Source organism: Oryzophilus luti, from assembly GCF_059726245.1.
In genome coordinates, this window is the sequence record NZ_AP040874.1 from 2,236,265 (window position 1) to 2,255,032 (window position 18,768).

General features: G+C 62.2%; 18 protein-coding genes. 2 read left to right on the forward strand and 16 right to left on the reverse strand.

Annotated elements, in window-relative coordinates:
• Positions 1-67 precede the first annotated feature (67 nt).
• From AC6IZO_RS09575 to AC6IZO_RS09595, 5 genes are all read right to left on the reverse strand, one after another.
• Positions 68-1,276 (reverse strand): aldo/keto reductase, encoded by a 1,209-nt coding sequence (locus AC6IZO_RS09575; RefSeq protein ID WP_497804571.1) that lies wholly within the window; start codon positions 1,274-1,276, stop codon positions 68-70.
• A 48-nt stretch (positions 1,277-1,324) separates the two neighbouring features.
• Positions 1,325-2,062 carry a 4Fe-4S dicluster domain-containing protein gene (locus AC6IZO_RS09580; protein ID WP_497804572.1) on the reverse strand — a complete coding sequence of 246 codons (738 nt, stop codon included), beginning with the start codon at positions 2,060-2,062 and terminating at the stop codon, positions 1,325-1,327.
• A complete protein-coding gene (locus AC6IZO_RS09585) occupies positions 2,062-3,006 on the reverse strand; it encodes a 4Fe-4S binding protein (RefSeq protein ID WP_497804573.1) in 945 nt (314 codons plus the stop codon). The genes AC6IZO_RS09580 and AC6IZO_RS09585 overlap by 1 nt, the downstream gene beginning before the upstream one ends.
• Positions 3,007-3,163: 157 nt before the next feature.
• Positions 3,164-4,093 (reverse strand): DUF362 domain-containing protein, encoded by a 930-nt coding sequence (locus tag AC6IZO_RS09590; protein WP_497804574.1) that lies wholly within the window; start codon positions 4,091-4,093, stop codon positions 3,164-3,166.
• A gap of 165 nt (positions 4,094-4,258) precedes the next feature.
• Positions 4,259-5,197: a DUF6599 family protein gene (locus AC6IZO_RS09595; protein ID WP_497804575.1), complete on the reverse strand. Its 939-nt coding sequence runs from the start codon at positions 5,195-5,197 to the stop codon at positions 4,259-4,261.
• Positions 5,198-5,411: 214 nt separating this feature from the next.
• Here AC6IZO_RS09595 and AC6IZO_RS09600 point away from each other — a divergent pair, with 214 nt between their 5' ends.
• Positions 5,412-5,879, forward strand: coding sequence for a pyridoxamine 5'-phosphate oxidase family protein (locus AC6IZO_RS09600; RefSeq protein WP_497804576.1), 468 nt, complete (start codon positions 5,412-5,414; stop codon positions 5,877-5,879).
• A gap of 17 nt (positions 5,880-5,896) precedes the next feature.
• Complete coding sequence (locus tag AC6IZO_RS09605; RefSeq protein WP_497804577.1) at positions 5,897-6,832, forward strand: glycoside hydrolase family 18 protein; 936 nt, start codon at positions 5,897-5,899, stop codon at positions 6,830-6,832.
• Between the two features lie 2 nt (positions 6,833-6,834).
• On the opposite strand, the gene AC6IZO_RS09610 is transcribed toward AC6IZO_RS09605, so the two are convergent.
• The 11 genes from AC6IZO_RS09610 to tsaA all read right to left on the reverse strand — a co-directional run bounded on the left by AC6IZO_RS09610 (position 6,835) and on the right by tsaA (position 18,751).
• The gene (locus tag AC6IZO_RS09610; protein ID WP_497804578.1) at positions 6,835-7,380 is read right to left on the reverse strand and encodes a DUF4125 family protein; all 546 of its coding nucleotides are present in this window, start codon (positions 7,378-7,380) and stop codon (positions 6,835-6,837) included.
• Between the two features lie 97 nt (positions 7,381-7,477).
• Positions 7,478-8,092 (reverse strand): DUF4125 family protein, encoded by a 615-nt coding sequence (locus tag AC6IZO_RS09615; RefSeq protein ID WP_497804579.1) that lies wholly within the window; start codon positions 8,090-8,092, stop codon positions 7,478-7,480.
• Positions 8,089-8,784 (reverse strand): SGNH/GDSL hydrolase family protein, encoded by a 696-nt coding sequence (locus tag AC6IZO_RS09620; RefSeq protein WP_497804580.1) that lies wholly within the window; start codon positions 8,782-8,784, stop codon positions 8,089-8,091. Before AC6IZO_RS09620 ends, AC6IZO_RS09615 begins: the two co-directional genes overlap by 4 nt.
• A 23-nt stretch (positions 8,785-8,807) precedes the next feature.
• Positions 8,808-10,568: a sigma-54 interaction domain-containing protein gene (locus AC6IZO_RS09625; protein ID WP_497804581.1), complete on the reverse strand. Its 1,761-nt coding sequence runs from the start codon at positions 10,566-10,568 to the stop codon at positions 8,808-8,810.
• A 100-nt stretch (positions 10,569-10,668) separates the two neighbouring features.
• Positions 10,669-12,090 carry an alginate export family protein gene (locus tag AC6IZO_RS09630; protein ID WP_497804582.1) on the reverse strand — a complete coding sequence of 474 codons (1,422 nt, stop codon included), beginning with the start codon at positions 12,088-12,090 and terminating at the stop codon, positions 10,669-10,671.
• Between the two features lie 23 nt (positions 12,091-12,113).
• Complete coding sequence (gene hpdA, locus AC6IZO_RS09635) at positions 12,114-13,067, reverse strand: 4-hydroxyphenylacetate decarboxylase activase (protein ID WP_497804583.1); 954 nt, start codon at positions 13,065-13,067, stop codon at positions 12,114-12,116.
• 21 nt (positions 13,068-13,088) lie between these two features.
• Entirely contained in the window at positions 13,089-14,387 is a 1,299-nt protein-coding gene (locus AC6IZO_RS09640; protein ID WP_497804584.1) for an MFS transporter, read from the reverse strand.
• Positions 14,388-14,447: 60 nt separating this feature from the next.
• On the reverse strand, positions 14,448-14,711 hold the full coding sequence (hpdC, locus tag AC6IZO_RS09645) for a 4-hydroxyphenylacetate decarboxylase small subunit (protein WP_497804585.1): 264 nt from the start codon (positions 14,709-14,711) through the stop codon (positions 14,448-14,450).
• 2 nt (positions 14,712-14,713) lie between these two features.
• Positions 14,714-17,425 carry a 4-hydroxyphenylacetate decarboxylase large subunit gene (gene hpdB / locus AC6IZO_RS09650; RefSeq protein WP_497804586.1) on the reverse strand — a complete coding sequence of 904 codons (2,712 nt, stop codon included), beginning with the start codon at positions 17,423-17,425 and terminating at the stop codon, positions 14,714-14,716.
• Between the two features lie 547 nt (positions 17,426-17,972).
• Positions 17,973-18,101 carry a hypothetical protein gene (locus tag AC6IZO_RS09655; RefSeq protein WP_497804587.1) on the reverse strand — a complete coding sequence of 43 codons (129 nt, stop codon included), beginning with the start codon at positions 18,099-18,101 and terminating at the stop codon, positions 17,973-17,975.
• Between the two features lie 26 nt (positions 18,102-18,127).
• Positions 18,128-18,751 (reverse strand): tRNA (N6-threonylcarbamoyladenosine(37)-N6)-methyltransferase TrmO, encoded by a 624-nt coding sequence (gene tsaA / locus AC6IZO_RS09660; protein WP_497804588.1) that lies wholly within the window; start codon positions 18,749-18,751, stop codon positions 18,128-18,130.
• Positions 18,752-18,768 lie beyond the last annotated feature (17 nt).

Consider the following 18,768-nt stretch of genomic DNA (forward strand, 5'->3'; position numbering starts at 1 on the left):
ATGTGAGGAAGACGAAGCCCCATGCGATGGCATGGGGCTTTATTGTTGCGATACGGATTGCAGCCAGCTAGGCAAGCAGCGTGGGAGCCAGGTGCTTCAGCTCCGTGAGCTTGCGCGCGATGTTGACCGAGTTGCGGCACTGCGCCTTGCAGGTGGAGCAACCAGAACAGGCGTCGAGACCGCGGCCGGGCGCAATGGCTGCCAAAGTCCGCGCGGCGTGCTCCTGGTTGCGGTACTGCACGGCGTACATGTGCGAGCGCATCAGCTCGGGGATGTTGGCGCCGAGCGGACAGTCGGCGCGGCACTGCCCGCACTGCACGCAGAACTCGGCCTGCGCGAGCTGTTTCTTGTCGGAAAGGAACTGCTGCTCGGCGGGCGTGTAGGCGATGCCGCGCGCGACGGTGAAGTTCTGCTCAAGCTGGTCAAAGTTGGTGAAGCCCGGGATGGCCGTGGCGATGTGCTGGTTCTGCAGCACCCACTTGAGCAGCGCCGTCTGGCTGTGCTCGGGCAGATTGGTGCCCAGCTCCTTGCTCGGCTTGGCCAGTCCTCCGGCCTGCGTCTTCATCGCCACCAGGCCGATGCCCTTGGCGGCGGCGTTCTCAATGGCCTGCTGCAGGTCCTTGTTGCCGGACATGACGTAGTTGTAGGAGACGAGCGCCACGTCGTAGACGCCGAGCTTTGTCGCGGCGTTAAGCACGTCGGGCTGGTGCGCATGCGTGGAGATGCCGATGAAGCGCGTGCGGCCCTGCTTCTTGAGCATGGTCAGGGCCTCCAGCGGGCCTTCCAGCGCAACGTCATCGGCGTTGTCGACGTTGTGGTAATAGAGAATGTCGACGTGGTCCATCTGCAGGCGCTTGAGGCTTCCCTCAAAGATGTTGAGGAACTCCTGCTTGGCAGTAGGCTCGCGTCGGCGGGCGGCCTGCACGTGCGCCTTGGTGGCAATGACGACGTTGCCGCGCACACCGAGTTCTTTGATGACCGCGCCGAGCATCTCCTCGTTGCGTCCGGCCTGGTAGCCTGCGGCGGTGTCGAAGTGGCGGATGCCAACCTCATAGGCGCGGCGCACCACGGCGGGCATGTTGGCATTCATCACGCCCATGCTGACGATGGGCACGGTAAGGCCGGTGCGGCCGAGCGTGCGGGTCAGGACCTTCGGTTGCGTCTCGCCAAAAACGGCGGCGTGCAGCAGGCTGGCACGGCCGAGCAACGGCGCGGCGGCGGCCAGCGTAAGCGGCTTGGCGATGAATTCCCTGCGGTTCCACGGCTTGAACGTCATGTCGGACTCTCCGTTCGCGCGTTTACGCGATGCAGTTAAAAGTACACATCAGTTGCCAAGCCCGGAGTACGGGCCGTTGTCGAGCAGGACCTGGTTCTTCGGGTTGCGCGTTTCGCCCACGCTGGTGACGTAGACGCCGCGCTGGTCCGCAATCGGACACTTGTTCTCGCAGATACCACAGCCGGTGCAGAGCGTTGGGTCCACGCGCGGCTGCTTGACGGTGACCATGCTGCCGTCGGGGGCCATCACCTGCACTTCCTGAAACCAGATGGCCTTCTTCGGCGTGGGGCAATGCTCTTCGCACACGATGCACGAACGCGCGGAGGCATAGGGCAGGCAGCGGTTCTTGTCGAAGAAGGCAAGGCCGATGTGGACCTGCTGCTTCTCCGCCAGCGAGGTGTGTTTGATGGCCTGCGTGGGGCAGACCTGCGAGCAGAGATTGCACTCGTACTCGCAATAGCCGAGCTTCATCTTCATCACCGGAGTCCACAGGCCGGCGATTCCGCCTTCGGCGAGCGCGGGCTGTATGGCGTTGGTGGGGCAGACGCGCATGCACTCCGAACAGCGAATGCACTTGGAGAGGAAGTCCGCCTCCGGCACCGAGCACGGCGGACGGATGAGCGACGGACTGAAGGTGCGGTCTTCACCGAGCGCGCTGCTACGCACCAGCAAGGCCGTCCCCAGACCGGCGGCTCCGCCCAGCAGGACGTTGCGGCGCGTAAGGTCGAGCTTGGCGCCCTGGGGCGGAACAAAGAAGTGTTTGAGCCAGCGCAGGAAAGCGTTCATCAGTTCTTCCCTCCCGGCACGTTGAGCTTGATGGTGATGGCCTTTGACGGGCAGACGGATTCGCAGTTGTAGCAGAAGAAGCACTCGGAGGGCTTCCAGCCGTCGGCCACATCCGGCTTCGCGCCGCCCTGGCAATCGGCCACGCAGGCGCGGCACTGGTTGCAGGCGGCCTCATTCCGGGTCACACGCACCAGAGGATTTTTGCCCACCACACCGAGAAGCGCGCCAAGCGGGCAGATGTAGCGGCACCAGAAGCGCGCACGGAACAGGTTCAGCAGCAGCGCGCAGAAGAAGAGCGTGGCCAGCAGCAGCGTGCCGTAGTAGTGCGGCTGCGCGGCTGTGAGCGCGTGCTGGCGGAGCACGTCATACACAGGCTCGGTAACGCGCGTGACCTTGAAGCCGCCGATGCCGGGGTCGGCCTGATAGACGGCGCCGAACGAGGAGCGCGTGGCGTCGTCGAGCATGGGGTAAACGACCATGGCCGTGCCGCGATAGAGGAACGAGAACGGATCAATCCAGCCGGTCAGGTTCAGGCCGAAGATACAGGCCACGAGCAGGGCCGCCAGCACGTAGTACTTGCTGCGCTGCCAGCCTGTGTAGGAGGCGCTCTCGATCTTGGCTTTGCCCTTGTGCGAACGCAGCGCGGTGAACAGGTTGTGCAGGGCTCCGAACGGACACACCCAGCCACAGAACCAGCGTCCGGCGAGCAGTGTGACCGCCAATGTCACGAGCGAAAGCAGCAGGCCGCCCGCGATCTGGTGCGAGGCGATCCACGAGCTGACGAGCACCAGCGGATCAAGCTGGAAGAAGAAGCGCACGCCGCGCCCGGTGGTGTTCACCGGACGGTAAACGGCCTGCAACAGCAGGTAGAGGAATATGAGCGTGAAGGCCGTCTGGCTTACGCGACGCAGCCACACCGGCCAACTGGTTTTACTTCGTGCCATCCGGGGTCCTCGAATACAGCGGCACCGCCGTGGAGCTGGACGAACGGTGCGGAAGAGTCTTGAGCGCTATTACCTCAGCGGCTAAAGCCGCGCTTCATCAAACACCCTGCGGCACGGCTGGAACCGTGCCCTTTCAAAGCGTGCCCTTCATAGCGTCTTAGACCTCGACGCGGTGCGGCCGAAGCGATTCGAAGTCCATGGTGCCGAGGCGGCGTGCGTGGGCCTCGGCAATGTAGCCGATCTCCTGCGGCTTGTGGCCGAGCAGCGAGGCACCGAATGAATCAACGGCCACCTGATCGGTGCCGGCGGCGACGGTGTCCTTGCGGCGAACGTCGGCCAGATTGCCGCCGACGGGGCCGTTGGCCACCAGCACGCGAATGGCGTCCATGACCACCAGCGTGGGCTTGAAGAACGTGGCCAGGTCAACGAGCGTGTTGTTCAAGTCCTGATGGAAGCGGTTGCGGTCGCCACCCATGATGCCCATCAGGTTCTTCATGCCAAGTGTGGCCTTGCAAAGGCCGTGATGCTTGACGATGGGCACGTTGATCAGCTTGTTGACGCCGAGCACATCTCCGTAGACCTGCCACGACTTGAGCACCTTGCCGTTGAGCGCCGTCTGGCGGTAGTGGCGGTCGTCAAGGATGAAGCAGTCGGCACCGGCCGCCTGCGCAGCCTTCTGGATGCCGCTGCGTGCGAAGGAGGCGTTGGCCGCGTTGCAGGAGTTGTCGCTGACGATGACCTTTTTTGCGCCCGCCGAGTAGCAGAGCGAAACCAGCGTGGCCACAACGTCGGGATTGGTAGTAGCGGCTTGCTCGGGCTGGCGGTTCCAGCCAATGTTGGGCTTCACCCACACGACATCTCCGCGGCTGATAAAGCGCTGCATGCCTCCCAGGCCGTTGATGGCCTGCTGCGTCAGGCGGCGGGCTTCCTCGGCGATGGCTGCGGGGTCCTGCGGCGAGGTACGGTAGTGGGCAATGCTGAGTGCGGGACCTGCGGCAAGAGCGTCAAGCGCGAACGGACCAAGCTGGAGCGCGGCACCGGCGGCGGCACAGGCGGCCAGGAACTCTCTGCGGGTGGAATCAGACATGGAAGCTCTCCTCTGCCGTCCTGCACGGGTCCCTTGGCGCTTGCTGCTACGAGAACTCCACTTTCCTGGGTGCGGCGGCGATGCACACTCTTGTACAGCAACGCGCACACGGGTGCTGTGACGCAGCGCACGTGGTGGAAGTTTGGCGCGTTGTGCAAGATCTGGCTATTCCAACTGTGAGGCCGCCTGCGTGAAGACCGGCTCCGAGGCCGCGCTGGCGTTAAACAGCACCAGCACGTAACGCCCCTTGGCACGCGCGACCACCGAACCTTCATAGCTGTTGCTGGCGCGAATGGCTCCCGTGCCAAGCTCGGGCGCGTTGTCGCATTTCCCAGACTTGCGAAAGTGGTCGGCGAGCTTTGTAAGGCGGGCTTGGGCGTCGTCGGCGTTGGTGGCCACGGAGACCAGCAGCGTGGCCTCGCCCTTGGCGGTGGTGTAGACGACCGTGTAGGCGGGGCCGAGGAACGAGTGCCCCAGCGGGTCTTTCTTCAGGTACTGCTCGGAGCGCGGCTTACGCGAGTCCTGCGGCAGTTTCTGCAACAGCGGCGGAAACCCCGCGGGACCGGCGATCCTGGCGGAGATGGCGCGCGCGAACTGGTCAAGCACGGCGTCGGCACCCGCGCCAAAACCCGCGAGCTTGACGTAGTAGCGCCCTTGCAGAAAGTTGAGGATGCCCTGATTGCGGTAGCCCTCGGCACCGAGCGCGATGAAGTCGTAGCTGGGCGAGCGCTCGGAGGCGTAGATGCCGAAGGCGTTGTCGGAGTTGCCCATGTCGAACAGATCAACCGTGACGTCGACCTCTCCGGCCTTGAAGTCCTGATGCAACATGGCCTCAACGTCATAGAGCACGAAGGCGTCGGCACCGCCATCCATGTAGCGGTAGAGCGTCTCCGGCGAATAAAACTCGGCGGAAGCAGTCGGCACGGCTGCGGCCGGAAGCGTCGCGGGCAGCAACGCCCGCATGCGGCTCTGCGTTTCATCGGAGACCGGCGTAACCTTGGCGGGTTCGGACGAAAGCCCCTCCTGCGCCCGCAGTGCAGGAGCGCACGAAACAGCGGCGAGGGTCAGGAGCAGAAGTGCGCGGCGAAGATGCGTCAGAGGCATGGAAGGCTCCGCAGAAGAATGACAGCCATAGTTATAAACCCAAGGCTGCGTGCGCAGGCTGTCTCCGGCGGCACAACGCGCCAAAATCAAATCGATTGGAGTGACCTGCCCAAAGCACGCTGAGGAGTTCGCCCGCTACAAAGCGCCCGGTATATATTCGAGGCATCGGCGGCACAGGGATTTGCCCCGCCGAGCGGGATGGAGCAGACGCACTATGCGCGGAGCGGCAAAGAAGACGGAGCTTGTGCGGGCACTGCTGAACGAGCAGAGTACGCTGACGCTCGCCACGGAAGGCGACGAAGGCGCGGCGGGCGCACCGCTGTTCTACGTGCGGCACGCGGGTGCGCTCTACTGGTTCTCCGCCGCAAAGAGCGAACACAGCGTGAACCTGACGCACGGCGGACGCGTGGCAGTCTCGGTCTACCGTTCAACCTTTGCGTGGCGCGAGATTTGCGGCGTGCAGATGAAGGGCGCCGCCAGTGAAGAGACGGACGAGGTTCTGCGCGGCACGGTGACCGAAATTTATTGCGAGCGCTTCAGGCTCGGACGCGTGCTGCGGCTGGCCTTGGGACAGATGCGGCTCTACAGTTTCCGTCCGGATTGGCTGCGCTACACATCAAATGCCACCCGGTTGGGCACGAAGCTTGAACTTCGCGCCGAGGATGGCGAGGACCTGCTGTGAGTATTGCTCGCTCCATAATGTGGAGGCGCATCCTCCTTCCGGCGTTACTGGTCGCGCTCTGTGCGGCGCTGCACGCTCAGGCACCTCAACGCACCTTCGCGCCCTATCTCGATCTTGGATTGAGCGGCATCGACATTCCCAGCGTGCAGCGCGAGAGCGGCGTGCACTGGATGACGCTCGGATTTCTGAACAGCGGTGGAGGCTGTGCGATACAGTGGCAGGCACGGAAACCCGAGGCCTCCGAGGCAATTGCCGCGCAGACGGAAGAAGCCCGACGGCAGGGTGGTCATTTCATTCTGGCGTTTGGCGGCTACACCGGCACGGAACTGGCCGTGACCTGCACGGATGACAATGCGTTGGCCAACGCCTATCTGGAGGCCGCGCGGCGCTTCCATGCCGAGGTGCTCGACTTCGACCTGGAGCACTTTGACAGCGAAACGCCCGCATCGACCACACGGCGCATACGGGCACTGAAGCTGGTGACGCGAAGCGAGCCAAAGCTGCGCGTGCAGTTCACCTTCCCGGCTTCACCGCAGGGGCTGACGCAGAGCGCGCTCGAGGTGCTGGCAGCAGCGAAGCGCAACCGGCTGCCGGTGGCTGCCGTGAACGTGATGGCAATGGATTTTGCCGTGCCGATGCCCGAAGGCGGCATGTCGCACGCGGCCATTGCCGCAGCGGATGCAACGCGCGCGCAACTGCGAAAGCTGGGCGTGAGCGCACGGCTTGGCATCACGCCCATGATCGGCATGAATGACTCGCCGGGAGAAACCTTCACACTGAAGGACGCGCAGGCGGTCGTGAACTACGCAATGCAGCACAGCGATATTTCTCTGCTGGCATTCTGGTCGCTGGGCCGCGACCACGGCGGCTGCAACGGCCTGCTGCGCCCAACGTGCAGCGGAGTGGAGCAACAGAACTGGCAGTTCAGCCGCATCTTCCGAGCCTTCCGGTAACGTCAGTGGGAAACGGCGGCAGCTTCTTCCATCTCCTTCAGCATCGGCTTGCCAAGCCGCTTGTGCAGGTTGTTGTAGCGCTCCTCGCACAAGTTGCGGCTCTCGGCCTTCGCGGCGCAGACGTCTTTCCAGTAAAGCTCCAGCGATGCGTCCGACCAGCTCTCCAGCTCGCAGAGCGCGTACTTGTGGAAGAACTCGGCGTCTTTGGGCTTGCGCTGGATGATGTGTGGATAGCGTGCGTGCAGCTCGTCCATCCACGCGACCTCGGCATCCACGATCTGCGGGATGAGCGGCGAGAGATGGAAGTGCTCAAGCTGGCCGTCGAAGAGCGCGTACTTCTCGGTGAGCACGTTGCGGCCACTCGACTTGGCCTCGCACAGATCGCGCATCCACGAGGAAAGCGTCTCGTCGGAGAGCACCGAGTAGGTCATCCAGCGCATGATGCGGAATGGCGGCACCTTGTCGTCGGTGATGGGCGGGTTGGTGTTAAGCCCGCGATACATTTCAGTTTCAAGATCCACAATTGCATTCAGAACTTCCGCTGACATTCCAGCCTCCAGGGTTCCAGAACAGTCCTTGCACCGCACCATGCCGCCGGGGAGAGAGATCCGGCGGCATCAGGTAATTGCCATTTGCGGCGCGGTTCTATTTCTCCGCTGAACTCATCAGAGCCGCGATGGACGGTGCACCCAGCGACTCCGCCAGGTACTCATAGCGCTCACGCACGAGGTTGCGGCCCGCCTTGGCGGCAGCGCGCACGTCGAGCACCAGCAGGTCCAGCGTCTCGTCCGAGTACGTTTCCAACTCGGCGTGCTCGTAGCGCTCCAGCGCTTCTCCCGAACCGAGCAGCCGCGGGAACTGCTCGCGCAGCTCCGAAGCCCAGTGCAGCTCGTAGGCAACAATCTCCTCGATGAGCGGATTCTCTTTGAGCGGCGGAATCAGGCCCTGCACGCGCGCGTATTTTTCGGTGAAGAAGTTGCGCATCATCACCGGGCTCTCCGGCGGGCACAGGTTGGAGAGGTTGGGCGCCACGCAGCAGGACTTGTCCTTCGGCTGCGTGAAGGCCGCTTCCAGGTCCGCGTGGTAGGAGCGCAGCGTGTCATCGGAGAGCACGCTGTGCGCCATGCGGCGCATGACGGCAAAGGTGTTCAGGCGAGACTGGCAGGCGGAAGGCTCCTCGGCCTTGACCGCAACGAACATGCGGCGTTCCAGTTCCACAACCTCATCGAGCAGCTGCTTGCGGGTATCGTTTTCGTTCATAGGTGAATGGCCTCCAGCCCTACTTCAAATTGCCGCGCGCGGCGGGCGTGGCGAATCTCATGCAGAATCCTCTCGGCAAGCTTGCGGGCGGCCTCGGGCGTCGGGTGGATGCCGTCGCTGCCACAGGCCGCCGGGCCAAGATCAAGAAACAGTTGAAAGGCGTCGACAAGGCTGGCATTGTGGCGCATGGCCAGCCGGCGGAGCACCTCGTTGTACTGTTTGGAGCGCTCGAGCGCGCCGGGGTGGCGGCGATACTGGTCGTCACTGACGCGCGGCGCATTCACAATGACGGGCCGCAGTGCTTCCACCGTGGAGCAGAAGCCGAGGAAGCGTCCGATGCCGGATTCGAAGGTCTCCAGGTCCACCCAGGGATCGCGCGTGCTGCCGCCGTTGGCAGGCTCAGGCGCACCGCCGCGGCCCTCGCGAGGCCACAGATCGGCCAACCCAAGCTGAAGCACAACGTAATCCGGGCGGAAGAAGATGACCTCGCTGGCGGCGCCATTCTTCAAAGACAAGGAGGTGGCGGCGTGCGCGCAGCGATTCAGCACCTGCACCTCTTCGCCGGGCCACTCACACTGCGCCATGCGGCGCAGCCGCTCCGGGTAGGTCTCGTCGTAATAGCACTCAACTTCATCGCGCTCGTGGTGGAAGCGCGGCAAGCCCATGCTGTCGCCCAGTATCAGGATTCTCATCGGTTCCCTCGCGTGGAGTCGCGTTACTGAATCCCGAACTGGTGCATCTTTTTGTAGAGCAGCGGCCTCGTAATGCCGAGCAGCTTGGCGGCCTGGGCGCGGTTGTTGTTGCAGCGCGCCAGTGCCGTGGAGATGGCGCGACGCTCGGCCATTTCGACAATGCCCGCCAGTGGCACCTTGTCCACCGGAGCCTGGCAATCGTGCTCGGCCACGCCGCCCTGCAGCAGCATGCGCAACTGGTCGGCGGTGATGGTGTCATCCTGCACGACGGCGATGGCGCGGGCCAGCAGGTTGTGCAACTCGCGCACGTTGCCCGGCCACGCATAGTTTTCCAGGAAGACCATTGCGTCATCGCTAAGCGTTTTGTAATAGACGCCCTGCGCCTTGGTCAGCTTGTCCCAGAAGGCGTCGACCAGCTCGGGGATATCGGCCACGCGCTGGCGCAGCGGCGGAATGACGATGGGGATGACGTTGATGCGGAAGTAGAGATCCTTGCGGAACTTGCCTTCCTGCACCAGCCGCTCCAAATCCTGATTGGTGGCGGCGATGACGCGCACGTCCACCTTGATTTGCTTGCCTCCGCCGAGCTTCTCCACCTCCTGCTCCTGAAGCACGCGCAGCAGCTTGGCCTGCGCCTCCAACGGCATGTCGGCAATTTCGTCAAGGAAGATGGTGCCCATGTTGGCCAGCTCGAACTTGCCGCGCTTGCCACCCTTTGAGGCGCCGGTAAACGCGCCTTCCGCGTAGCCGAACAGCTCGGACTCGAAGAGGCTTTCCACGATGGCCGAGCAATTGACGCGGATGAACGGGCCACGCGCGCGCGGGCTAGTGGCATGGATGGCGTGTGCGTAAACTTCCTTACCCACGCCGCTCTCGCCGAGCAGCAGCACGGTGGAATCCGACGGGGCCACGCGCAGAGCGGTGGCCTTGGTGGCCGAGCTGCGCGGCGACACGGCAACGATGTCCTCGGCCGTGTACTTGATGTCGGGGTTCGCGTCCGGCTGGTTGCGGTAGAACTCCAACTGCTTGCGCAGGCGTTCGAGCTTGAAGGCCAGCGCATCCACCTTGTCGAAGTCTCGGAAGATGATTTCGCCGATGGCGCCGATGACCTTGGTGCCCTTGAAAACCGGGATGCGGCTGACGATGTAGCGACGCTTGCTCTCCAACTGGAAGTCGGCGATCTCCGGAATGCCGGTCTTGACCACCAGGTGCATGCGCGTGTTTTCGATGATCTCGGTGACGTGATGGCCGATAACGTTCTCGGCCTTCACGTGATGGATGCGCTCGTAGCTCTTGTTGATGTAGGTGATGATGCCTTCCGGATTGACGAACATCAATCCTTCGGCGGAGGCATCGAGGATGAGCTCGAGCAGCTCCATACGCTCTTTGACGGCCTTGGCTGCGGTAAGTTCGAAGGTCTCGCTGCTGACATCGGCGAAGACCACCAGCGAGAGCTTGCGGCCATTGGTGGGCACGTGCTCCGGCACAGGCAGGCGCAGGGCCATCAGGCTGCGGTCGTCCATGGTGAGCAGGCGCACGCGGTCCAGCGTTGGGTGGCCTGTGTCGAACAGCGGACGCAACTGCGGAATATGGCAGATATTGTCCGTGACCTGCGTGAAGAAGGCGCGGAACAAGGGGTTGGATACGACGATGGCACCCTGCTCGGTGGTGACAGCCGCCATGCAGTCCAGTTCCATCAGCGTCTGTTCCAGCGAGTCAAGCAATTTCGGATGCTCCGGACCCGTCATCATCTTGCGAACCTGCTCAACTGCGAGATTGTGCATTCTACGTCTCCCCGGGGAATCTTGCGTGGTTCCACATCACAGAACAATGTGCGGTGCAAGAGAGGCCCCGGCCGGAACCGGGGCCAGGAGAGCCAACTGCCTACTTAAAGGACACCAGTACTCGGTTGAAGGTGTACAACACTTGGGCCTGCACGAAGAAAGCCGAGCTCTTGTTGGTATAGAAGTCGCCGGGCGCAAAGCTCTCAAACAGCGCATGGCACTTCCAGCGGGGATTGAAGGTGTAGTCGCCGCGCACCTGGTAGTTCTCGCCACGGTGGGTGCCGGTGCCGGAGGCCAGCTTTGCGTTCAGCGTGTAAGGATGGAAAGCGTACTGCTCGTAGAAGGTGGCACGCAGGTTGAGCTTCTTGGTGGGGCTTATGCCGCCTTCAATCTGCAGCATCTTGTTGTTGGTCCAGTAGGCCACGCCACGCTCCGGCACCAGCGAGTAGATCTCCAGCTCGCTCCACTTGGGCCAGCGCGAGAAGATCGGATCGAAGCCGTTGAGGGTGGAGGCGTTCTTCGGATCGTCTCCGGAAAGCGCCCAGAAGCCGACCTGCACATAAGGCTTCCACGAGGTGGCAAACATCTTCTTGCCGTAAACGTAGCCGCCCCAGGCGCGAATATTCATCGCAGAAGCGCCGGTGACGGTGTTGGCGCGCTGCTCGCCCCACTGGCCGGCGAACTCACCGGTCACCGAGTAGCCCTGCGGCAGCCGGCGGACGGCCCGCGCACCGAGGGTCTCGATGTGGCGGTCCGGCCGGAACTGCACGTTGGTGGCAGCGCGGTAATCGTGAATTTCCTTCTTGTGGAAGTAGTAGGCGTCGACGTCGGTGTCCTTGCGCTGACGGTTGGTGTAGTAAGCACCAACGGCCTGCTCATCCCACTCATTCATGTATTTGCGCTGGTCGTGGATGATGCCGAGGAAGCGGTCCTGGCGCGGGTCCAGGATGCCGATGAGGTCGAGCGACTGCTTGTTGCGGGTATAGGTCAGCACGGCGGCGTTGAAATACTGCGTGCGCGAACCGTCGCCCGAGGTTCCGTCGAAGAGGATGAAGCCTTCGCCACGCTGAATGTCCTGGCGGCCAAAGGTGAAGGTCAGGCCGGGGACGCCGAGGTTCTTCAGCTTCAGGTTGAGGGTTTCGAAGATGACTTCGTCGGAGTTGAAGCGGTTGGCGGTGACGTCGGCCGGCTTGAGTGCGTACTTCTTATTGACCTCGTCGACCACGCCAACGTTAACGTCGAGCGGCGAGCTCTTGTAGTTGAACCAGAGCCGGGTGCGATAGCGCATTTGGCGGCGCTCATCGTCATTGGCCGAATTCATGTCGGTGATGTTGTTCCAATCCTCGGTGCGGATACGCTCCTGGAAGCCGAAGCTGATGGAGGGGGCTTCGACCGTGGGGGCGGCTGCCGGCTTTGACGAGGGGGTGGGGTCTGCTTTTGCCGACGCACTGGCGTTCTCGCCAGCCCAGGCCATTCCGCAACCCAGTGCGAGAACCAACAGAACTTTCAAGAACGTTTTCATGAAGCCTCGTTTCACATGAAGACTTAAAACGGCGTATTGGAGCCGATGTAACACCGCAAGCCCTGCTGTGTATAAATCTCCGCGAGCGGGCGGAGCGCCTCCGGATTGGTGGCCGGCTGCTCCGCGTACTCATACTCGCGCCCGAGCTGGTTGTGCTTGGTGGCGCCCAGCCGGTGGAAGGGCAGCAGGTTGATTTCGGTCAACCCGCATTCCTTCATGAATGCCGCGGTCTGCGCCGCGTTTTCCTTGCTGTCATTGAAGCCGGGGATGACCGGCATGCGCAGCAGCAGACGCCCCTTCCATCCGCTGCCCGCAAGCCAGCGAATGTTGTTGAGGATCAGGTCATTGTCGACACCGGTTCCGGCGCGGTGGCGCTCCGGGTCCATGTGCTTGACGTCGATGAAGAACCACTGGACGTACTTCGAAGCCTCTTCCAGCGTCTCGCGGTTGACGTACCCGCTGGTTTCGACGGCGGCCGTGATGTAGGCCTCCTGACAGCGGCGCAGTATGGCGAGAATGAAGTTACGCTGCATCAGCGGCTCTCCGCCGCTGAAGGAGACTCCGCCCTGCGGTCCCCAGTAGTAACGGTCACGGTTGAGGATCTTCATCACCTCATCGACCGTGTACCACTTTCCGCTCTTCTGGAGGGCGCGCATGTAGCAGACGTCGAGGCACTCCTGCGTGGTACAGACGTCGCACTTGGAACGATCGAAGCTGACCAGCCCATGCCCGTTGTCGCTGCGCGTGACGGCGTGCTGTGCGCACGCCTCCACGCAACGCGTCGGACAGCCCTTGCAGAACTGTTCCTTGAACATCAGGCATTGGCGGATCTTCTGCCCTTCCGGGTTGGCGCACCAGGTGCACCGCAATGGACAGCCGTTCAGGAAGATCAGCGTCCGTGTACCCGGCCCGTCGTGCACCGAATGACCTTGGATGTCGAAAATGAGCCCTGTCTCCAGGGGGTCTACTGCTCGCATACTCGGTTCCCCAAAGTGGATTTACTTACCGGCTCCCACCAGCTCCGCTTCACGGGCTGGCGTGGGCTGCTTGCGAGGTACGGCCGCCATGGGCAGGCTCGAGGCCGCCAGAGCGGAGAATGCGAATGCTGCCATCGCGAACAGGATCGAAGCCCTGTACGAGCCGGTCAGGTCGCGGAAGTATCCGCCGAGGAACGAACCGGTCGCCGGCCCGATGCCCATGCAGATCAACGTGGCCAGGCCCCAGATCTTGCCCAGGGTTTTGCGTCCGTAAACGGCGCCGGTGTAGCCCACCACGCCGCCGGGAATCATGGCCCAGTAAACGGCGAACAGGAAGCAGGCCACCAGGCCGAGCGCAAGAGAGGCCCCCGTCTGCAGCAGGCAGATGCAGGCCACCACTCCAACCAGCGGTCCGATGATGAGGCTGATCTTGCGGCCCTTGGCTTCGTGTCCCACGTTCTGCACGATCTTGTCGGCCACAATGCCCATGATGGGCATGCTGAAGATGCCGACCAGGCCAATCGTCGAGTAGATGTTCACGGCCTTGCCCAGGCTCATGCCGAGGTCCTGAACAAAGAAGCTGACCGCCTGCGACCAGACGAGGAACTCCGCCACCAGGCTGCCGAGGAAGGTGAAGATGACGGCCCAGATGGCCCAGCGCGAGAAGGCTTCGCCCACGCCCCAGACGTACTCTTCCTTGGGCGCGCCGGGCATGGCGCCGAACGGCTTGACGCCGTAGTCTTCCGGATTCTTCTTAGCCAGCACCGTGGCCAGCAGCATGGCGAACAGGACGATGACGCCAAGCATGCGCCAGCAGAAGCGCCATCCCATCGTGGGGATGACCTGCTTGCTGATCAGGCTGAGGATGATCTGCGCCATCGGACCGCCCATGAAGGCGAAGCCCCACATCTTGGCGTAATCCTTACCGACATACCATTTGCGCACCGAGACGGTCGAGGAGACCCACAACATGCCGGTGCCGATTCCGCCCAATGCGCCGTAGGCGGCGTAATACGCCGGCAGGGTGTTGACGCCGGAGGTAACGAAGAAGCCCAATGCTCCAAAGATTGCAGCCAGGAAATAAGCGGGCTTGGTGCCCCAGCGGTCGATGATGTAACCGCTGAAGAATGCCGTGACAGCGTAGATGGTCATCATGAGCGAGTAGCCGGCCGAGATGTTAGCGGCCGACCAGTGCATATCCTTGCCCATGGGCACTTTGAGAACGGCAAACGTGGCGCGGAACCCGAACAGACAGAACACCGCCAGCCACGAGGCCATCACGACCAGGATGGCCGTGCGTTTTGCTTGACTCTCAGTCATCGTGCAGCTCCACGAGAACGAACGGAGGAGGGTGAGGGCCCTCCTCCGCGCTAGAGGTTGTTAGGCCTTGTACATGCCACAGGTGACCGCAATCAGATCCGGGTAGGTCCACGGTTTGTTCGGATCGGCGTTGCAGGTTCCCATGAACTCTTCCTTGGCGGCGGTGAAATTTCCGCAGTTCTTGCACTTGTGCAGTTCCACAAAGTGCTCGCAGTGCGCTTCGTCGCCCAGGATGAGGTCCTTGGTCCGGTGGCAAATGCCCTTCACGACATCCACCGGGGCGTAGTTGCGGCAATCGCAATGACGTTCAGCTTGTTTGCTCATGGCTACATCCCCTCGTATTCGGTTCTGGCGATGACTTCGTCCTGAATCGGCTTACCGATTTCGCACCAGTACTGGGTGAAGCCGGCAACGCGGACGACCAGATCGCGGTACTTTTCCTGTTCCTTCTGCGCTTCGCGGAGCACCTTGGAATCCACGACGTTGAACTGAACGTGGAAGCCGCCTTTGCGCATGTAGGAGCGGGTCAGATCCAGCAGCTTCTTGGAGCCTTCCAGACCCTGAATGGCGGTCGGGTGGATCTTCAAGTTCATCTGCGAGTTCTGGGACATGGTGTGATCCCACACCGTGGCGGAGTTGAACAGGGCGTATGGCCCGTTGCGATCCGTTCCGGCATAGGCCGACATCGAACCATCGCTGAACGTGGTGCCGGACAGACGGCCGTCAGGAGTGGCAACCGTCGCCGCGCCCATCGGAGCGTGCGTCGACACCGAGATCTGGCAGGGATACATCGGCAGACCGTAAAGCGACTCGTAATCCGAGCACATCGGGCAGAACCACTCTTCCCACTGCTGCATGATGGAGTCGGCGTACGGATCGTCGTTGCCATACTTCGGGGCGGTCAGCACGGCAAAGTGGATCTTGTCGTACTTGCCGCTGTCGTCCCGCTTCTCCTGGTCAGCCAGCGAGTAGGAGCCGACTTCCTCGGCCTTCTTGAAGCCGAAGTTGTTCTTCAGGGCGTCCTTCATCTGGTCGAGCGTGAACTGCTTGTCCTCGTAGACCACCTTCTTGAGGGCGATCAGCGAGTTGACCAGGGTGACGGTGCCGCAGGTCTCAATGTTGTAAGTGCCGTTGTACTTGTAGCCCAGCTCGTGAATCAGGCGGCCGGTCTCAATCCAACGGGCTTTCAACATCGAGGTGAAGATCGACATGTTCTGCTTGCGCCAGATGTCGTGCTGGATGTTGTTGGTGGTGGCCAGGCAGTCGCAGGCGATGCGGAAGTACTCCTGGACCTGAGCCCAGAGTTCTTCGTAGGTCTCCAGCTTCTTGCCGTGGGCCGGGAAGACCCGGTCGCCGGTGCGCTGGTCGATGCCATCAAACAGCGCCAGTTCGAGGATCTTCGGCAGGCCGACAAAGTGCACGCCGACGCTGGTGGGCTGTCCGCTGCCGCCCGGAATGTCGTACTTCTTTCCGTTCAGCTCAAGGGTGTACCAGGAACCAGCCGAGCTCTCCAGGCAGCCGCCGACGGACCACGCACGCGCTTCATCAATGGTCATGCCTTCGCGCCCGTACTGGCGCTGCATGAAGTCGATGGCGTTGTCGTTGTTCATCCAGGCCGGATAGCCGGTGCCGGTCTTGTTGCACTCGATGGCCTTCAGCAGGAAGTCCTCGGGCAGCTTCTCGTCATAGAGCACGCTCAGGGTGGGCTGGGTGGTGACGCAACGGATGCCAGCTTCGATGATGAGCTTCTCCAGGTCGTTGGCTGCCGGCTGACCGTTCTTCTTCTGTCCGCCGGTGCAGAGGTTGTTGAAGGTGTTGCCGCTGAGCACGCCGCCCACGACGCCGGCCGAGCCGAAGACGTCGATGCAGGTGAACTTCACGCGCTGCAACTGCAACCACTCGAGCACTTCGTCGTCGGTGATTTTGCCGGTGGCCTTGTCCTGGTCGAAATACGGGAACAGGATCTGGCCCATACGGCCCGGCGACATGCCGCTGGCCACATCCTCGTTCAGGACGGCCAGATGGCTGGTCCAGCAAAGCTGGATGGCTTCACGGAAATTCCGTGGCGGGTTGTGGGCGATCCACTCGAGGCGCTCGGCAATTTCCTTGTACTCGCGCTTCTGGGTGGCGTCCTTCTCGAAGATCTCCAGACGGCGGGCTTCCTTGGCGTAGTTCAGGATCCAGGCCTGAACGCCTTCGACCACCTGCTTGATCGCCTCGTAGTTGTAGAGGCGGTTCATGCCGGTGATGCCGTCGCCATCGGCGCGGCCGGCTACGGCCTTCTTGCGCTCTTCGCAGATGCGAATGACGCCGTCAAAGCCGCACTGCAGCGGATAGAAGTAGTTGATGACCTCGCGGCCCTGCGGCAGGGTATATCCAGAGTCCATGATGCAAACCACGTTGCGCATGATCGACTCTTTGATCGGATACTCGGGCACCATCTTTTCGTACTTGCGGCAGGCGTCGTCCGCGGATTTGTTGACCCACTCGCGCGCCACGCGCAGGGTGGCCGGAACTTCTTCCTGACGCATGCCGAACTTGCCGGCGAGGGAGACGACCGTGCCAAAGCTCTTGGTGACGTTGCCGCCGCCTGTACCGAACTTGGAGAGTTCGTCGGCGCTGGCGCCACCGGTGGCCATGGCCGCCTTGTGCAGCTCATCTTCCTTGGCCATGTAGTAGCCCTCGGAGAGCCACGGCATGGGGTACGAACCGCGATAGTAGTGGGCACGACCCATCACGATCAGTTCGCCAGGGTAGATGGTCGGAGTCTGGTGGCTGAAGGCCTGCTTCAGCGCCAGGGCGCGGCGCATGATCGGCAGTTCACCATCCAGGGATTTGAAATAGCGGGTGTACCAGTAGGGGAACTCACTCGTTGCCGAAGAGAGCGTGTTGTAATAAAGCTCCCGCAACTTCTTGGCGCGGGGACATGGCTCCTGCTTTACCTCACGGTCTGCGACCGTTTCCGGTGCGGAACCGCCGGCTTCGAAGTTCAACGAAAGGCCGGACTGTTCCAACACCTCGGAAAGTTTCTTACCCATGTGAAGCTCCTTGTTCCAGCCCTTTTCGTGAGAGCCGGAGACGATCGGTGCGGTGCTTTCGCATCCGCGTTCCCTTCTTGCATTCGGAGCGCCAAGCGATAAATTTCCTCTATCGCGGCGATATGCCTTTGAAAACAAACAGGAGTTATGCGGCGCGTGGGTGAAAGCAACTAGCAGGTGAACCGGGAAGTGTATTTGCGCGTGACAGTCACGCCTAAATCGAGAAGTGTGAATAAAAGCTCTTCCCTCTCCTGCATGTTATTGAGAGCAGAGGAAATGCGAAGAGGTCGGCGCTCGATGCGCCAGCGATCTAGATAACGTGTCATATCCGTGACATGCGTCACGTTGCAGCTTTCCGGTTGAAACAAAACTTTACAGTTGAGTTCCAAAGCCCGGCCAAGCGTCTTCAGAACGCGCCTTTTGTCACGCGACAGATCACCGGCATAAAGAAAGCCCCGCAGAGGGTGTCCGCGGGGCTTTACAGTTTTCATCTCCGCCAGACGGCAGCGGAGTTACCGAATTTTCTGAACCAAAAAGCCAGCGCTCCCTACTGCACCACGAACGGGATGGCTGCCAGGGTGGCCTGCGTGGTGGAGCCGTTGGCATGCGTCGAGTCAGCTCCATAGACTTCGACAACATAGTTCCCGGCCAACGGTCCTATGGCGGTGCAGGTCAAGAAGCTGGTTGCGGCTGGGCGGAGCGCTAACGCCTGCGTTTGGATGGCTTCTTCATGAAGCGCGCGTCTGCGACGCGGGTGGACTTGGTGCTTTTGGCGTACCAGCCCTGACGGCTGCCGGGGTGGCTGTCGAACTCCGCGACGTAGGGCTTGATGTCGAGCAGCGGCGTGCCGTCAATCATGTCGACATCGCCGACCTCGATGCGGTCCTCGTGCACCGCCAGCAGGCGCACCGAGGAGAGCCCGATGGGATTGAAGCGCGCCGGGGTGCGCGTAGCAAACTGTCCGCGCAACTCCACGTCGAGAAACGGCGTGACCAGCGCCTTGCCACGCGGCGCGCGGTGCAGCCAGAACAACAGCCACACACGGTCGAAGCCGTCCAGGTCTTTGAGCGCGGCGCGGTAGGGCTTCTGAATCCACACGGTGCCACGAGCGCCATCGGCACGCGACGGCCCCAGCGGCGTCCCCTTGGGTGCCACGAACGGCGTGTGTATGGTGCCGATGCGGCGCAGCACGCAGACGTTGGTGGAGGCTTTCTGCTCGTCGTTGACTGCGCGTTTTGCCGCCTTCTTCGGGCTCCTGCGTGTGGTTGCCGAGGTGCTCTTTGCTGATTTTTTCCCGCTATGCTTGGCTCGTAGTGTTCCGGACATTCCCTCTCTCCGCTAGC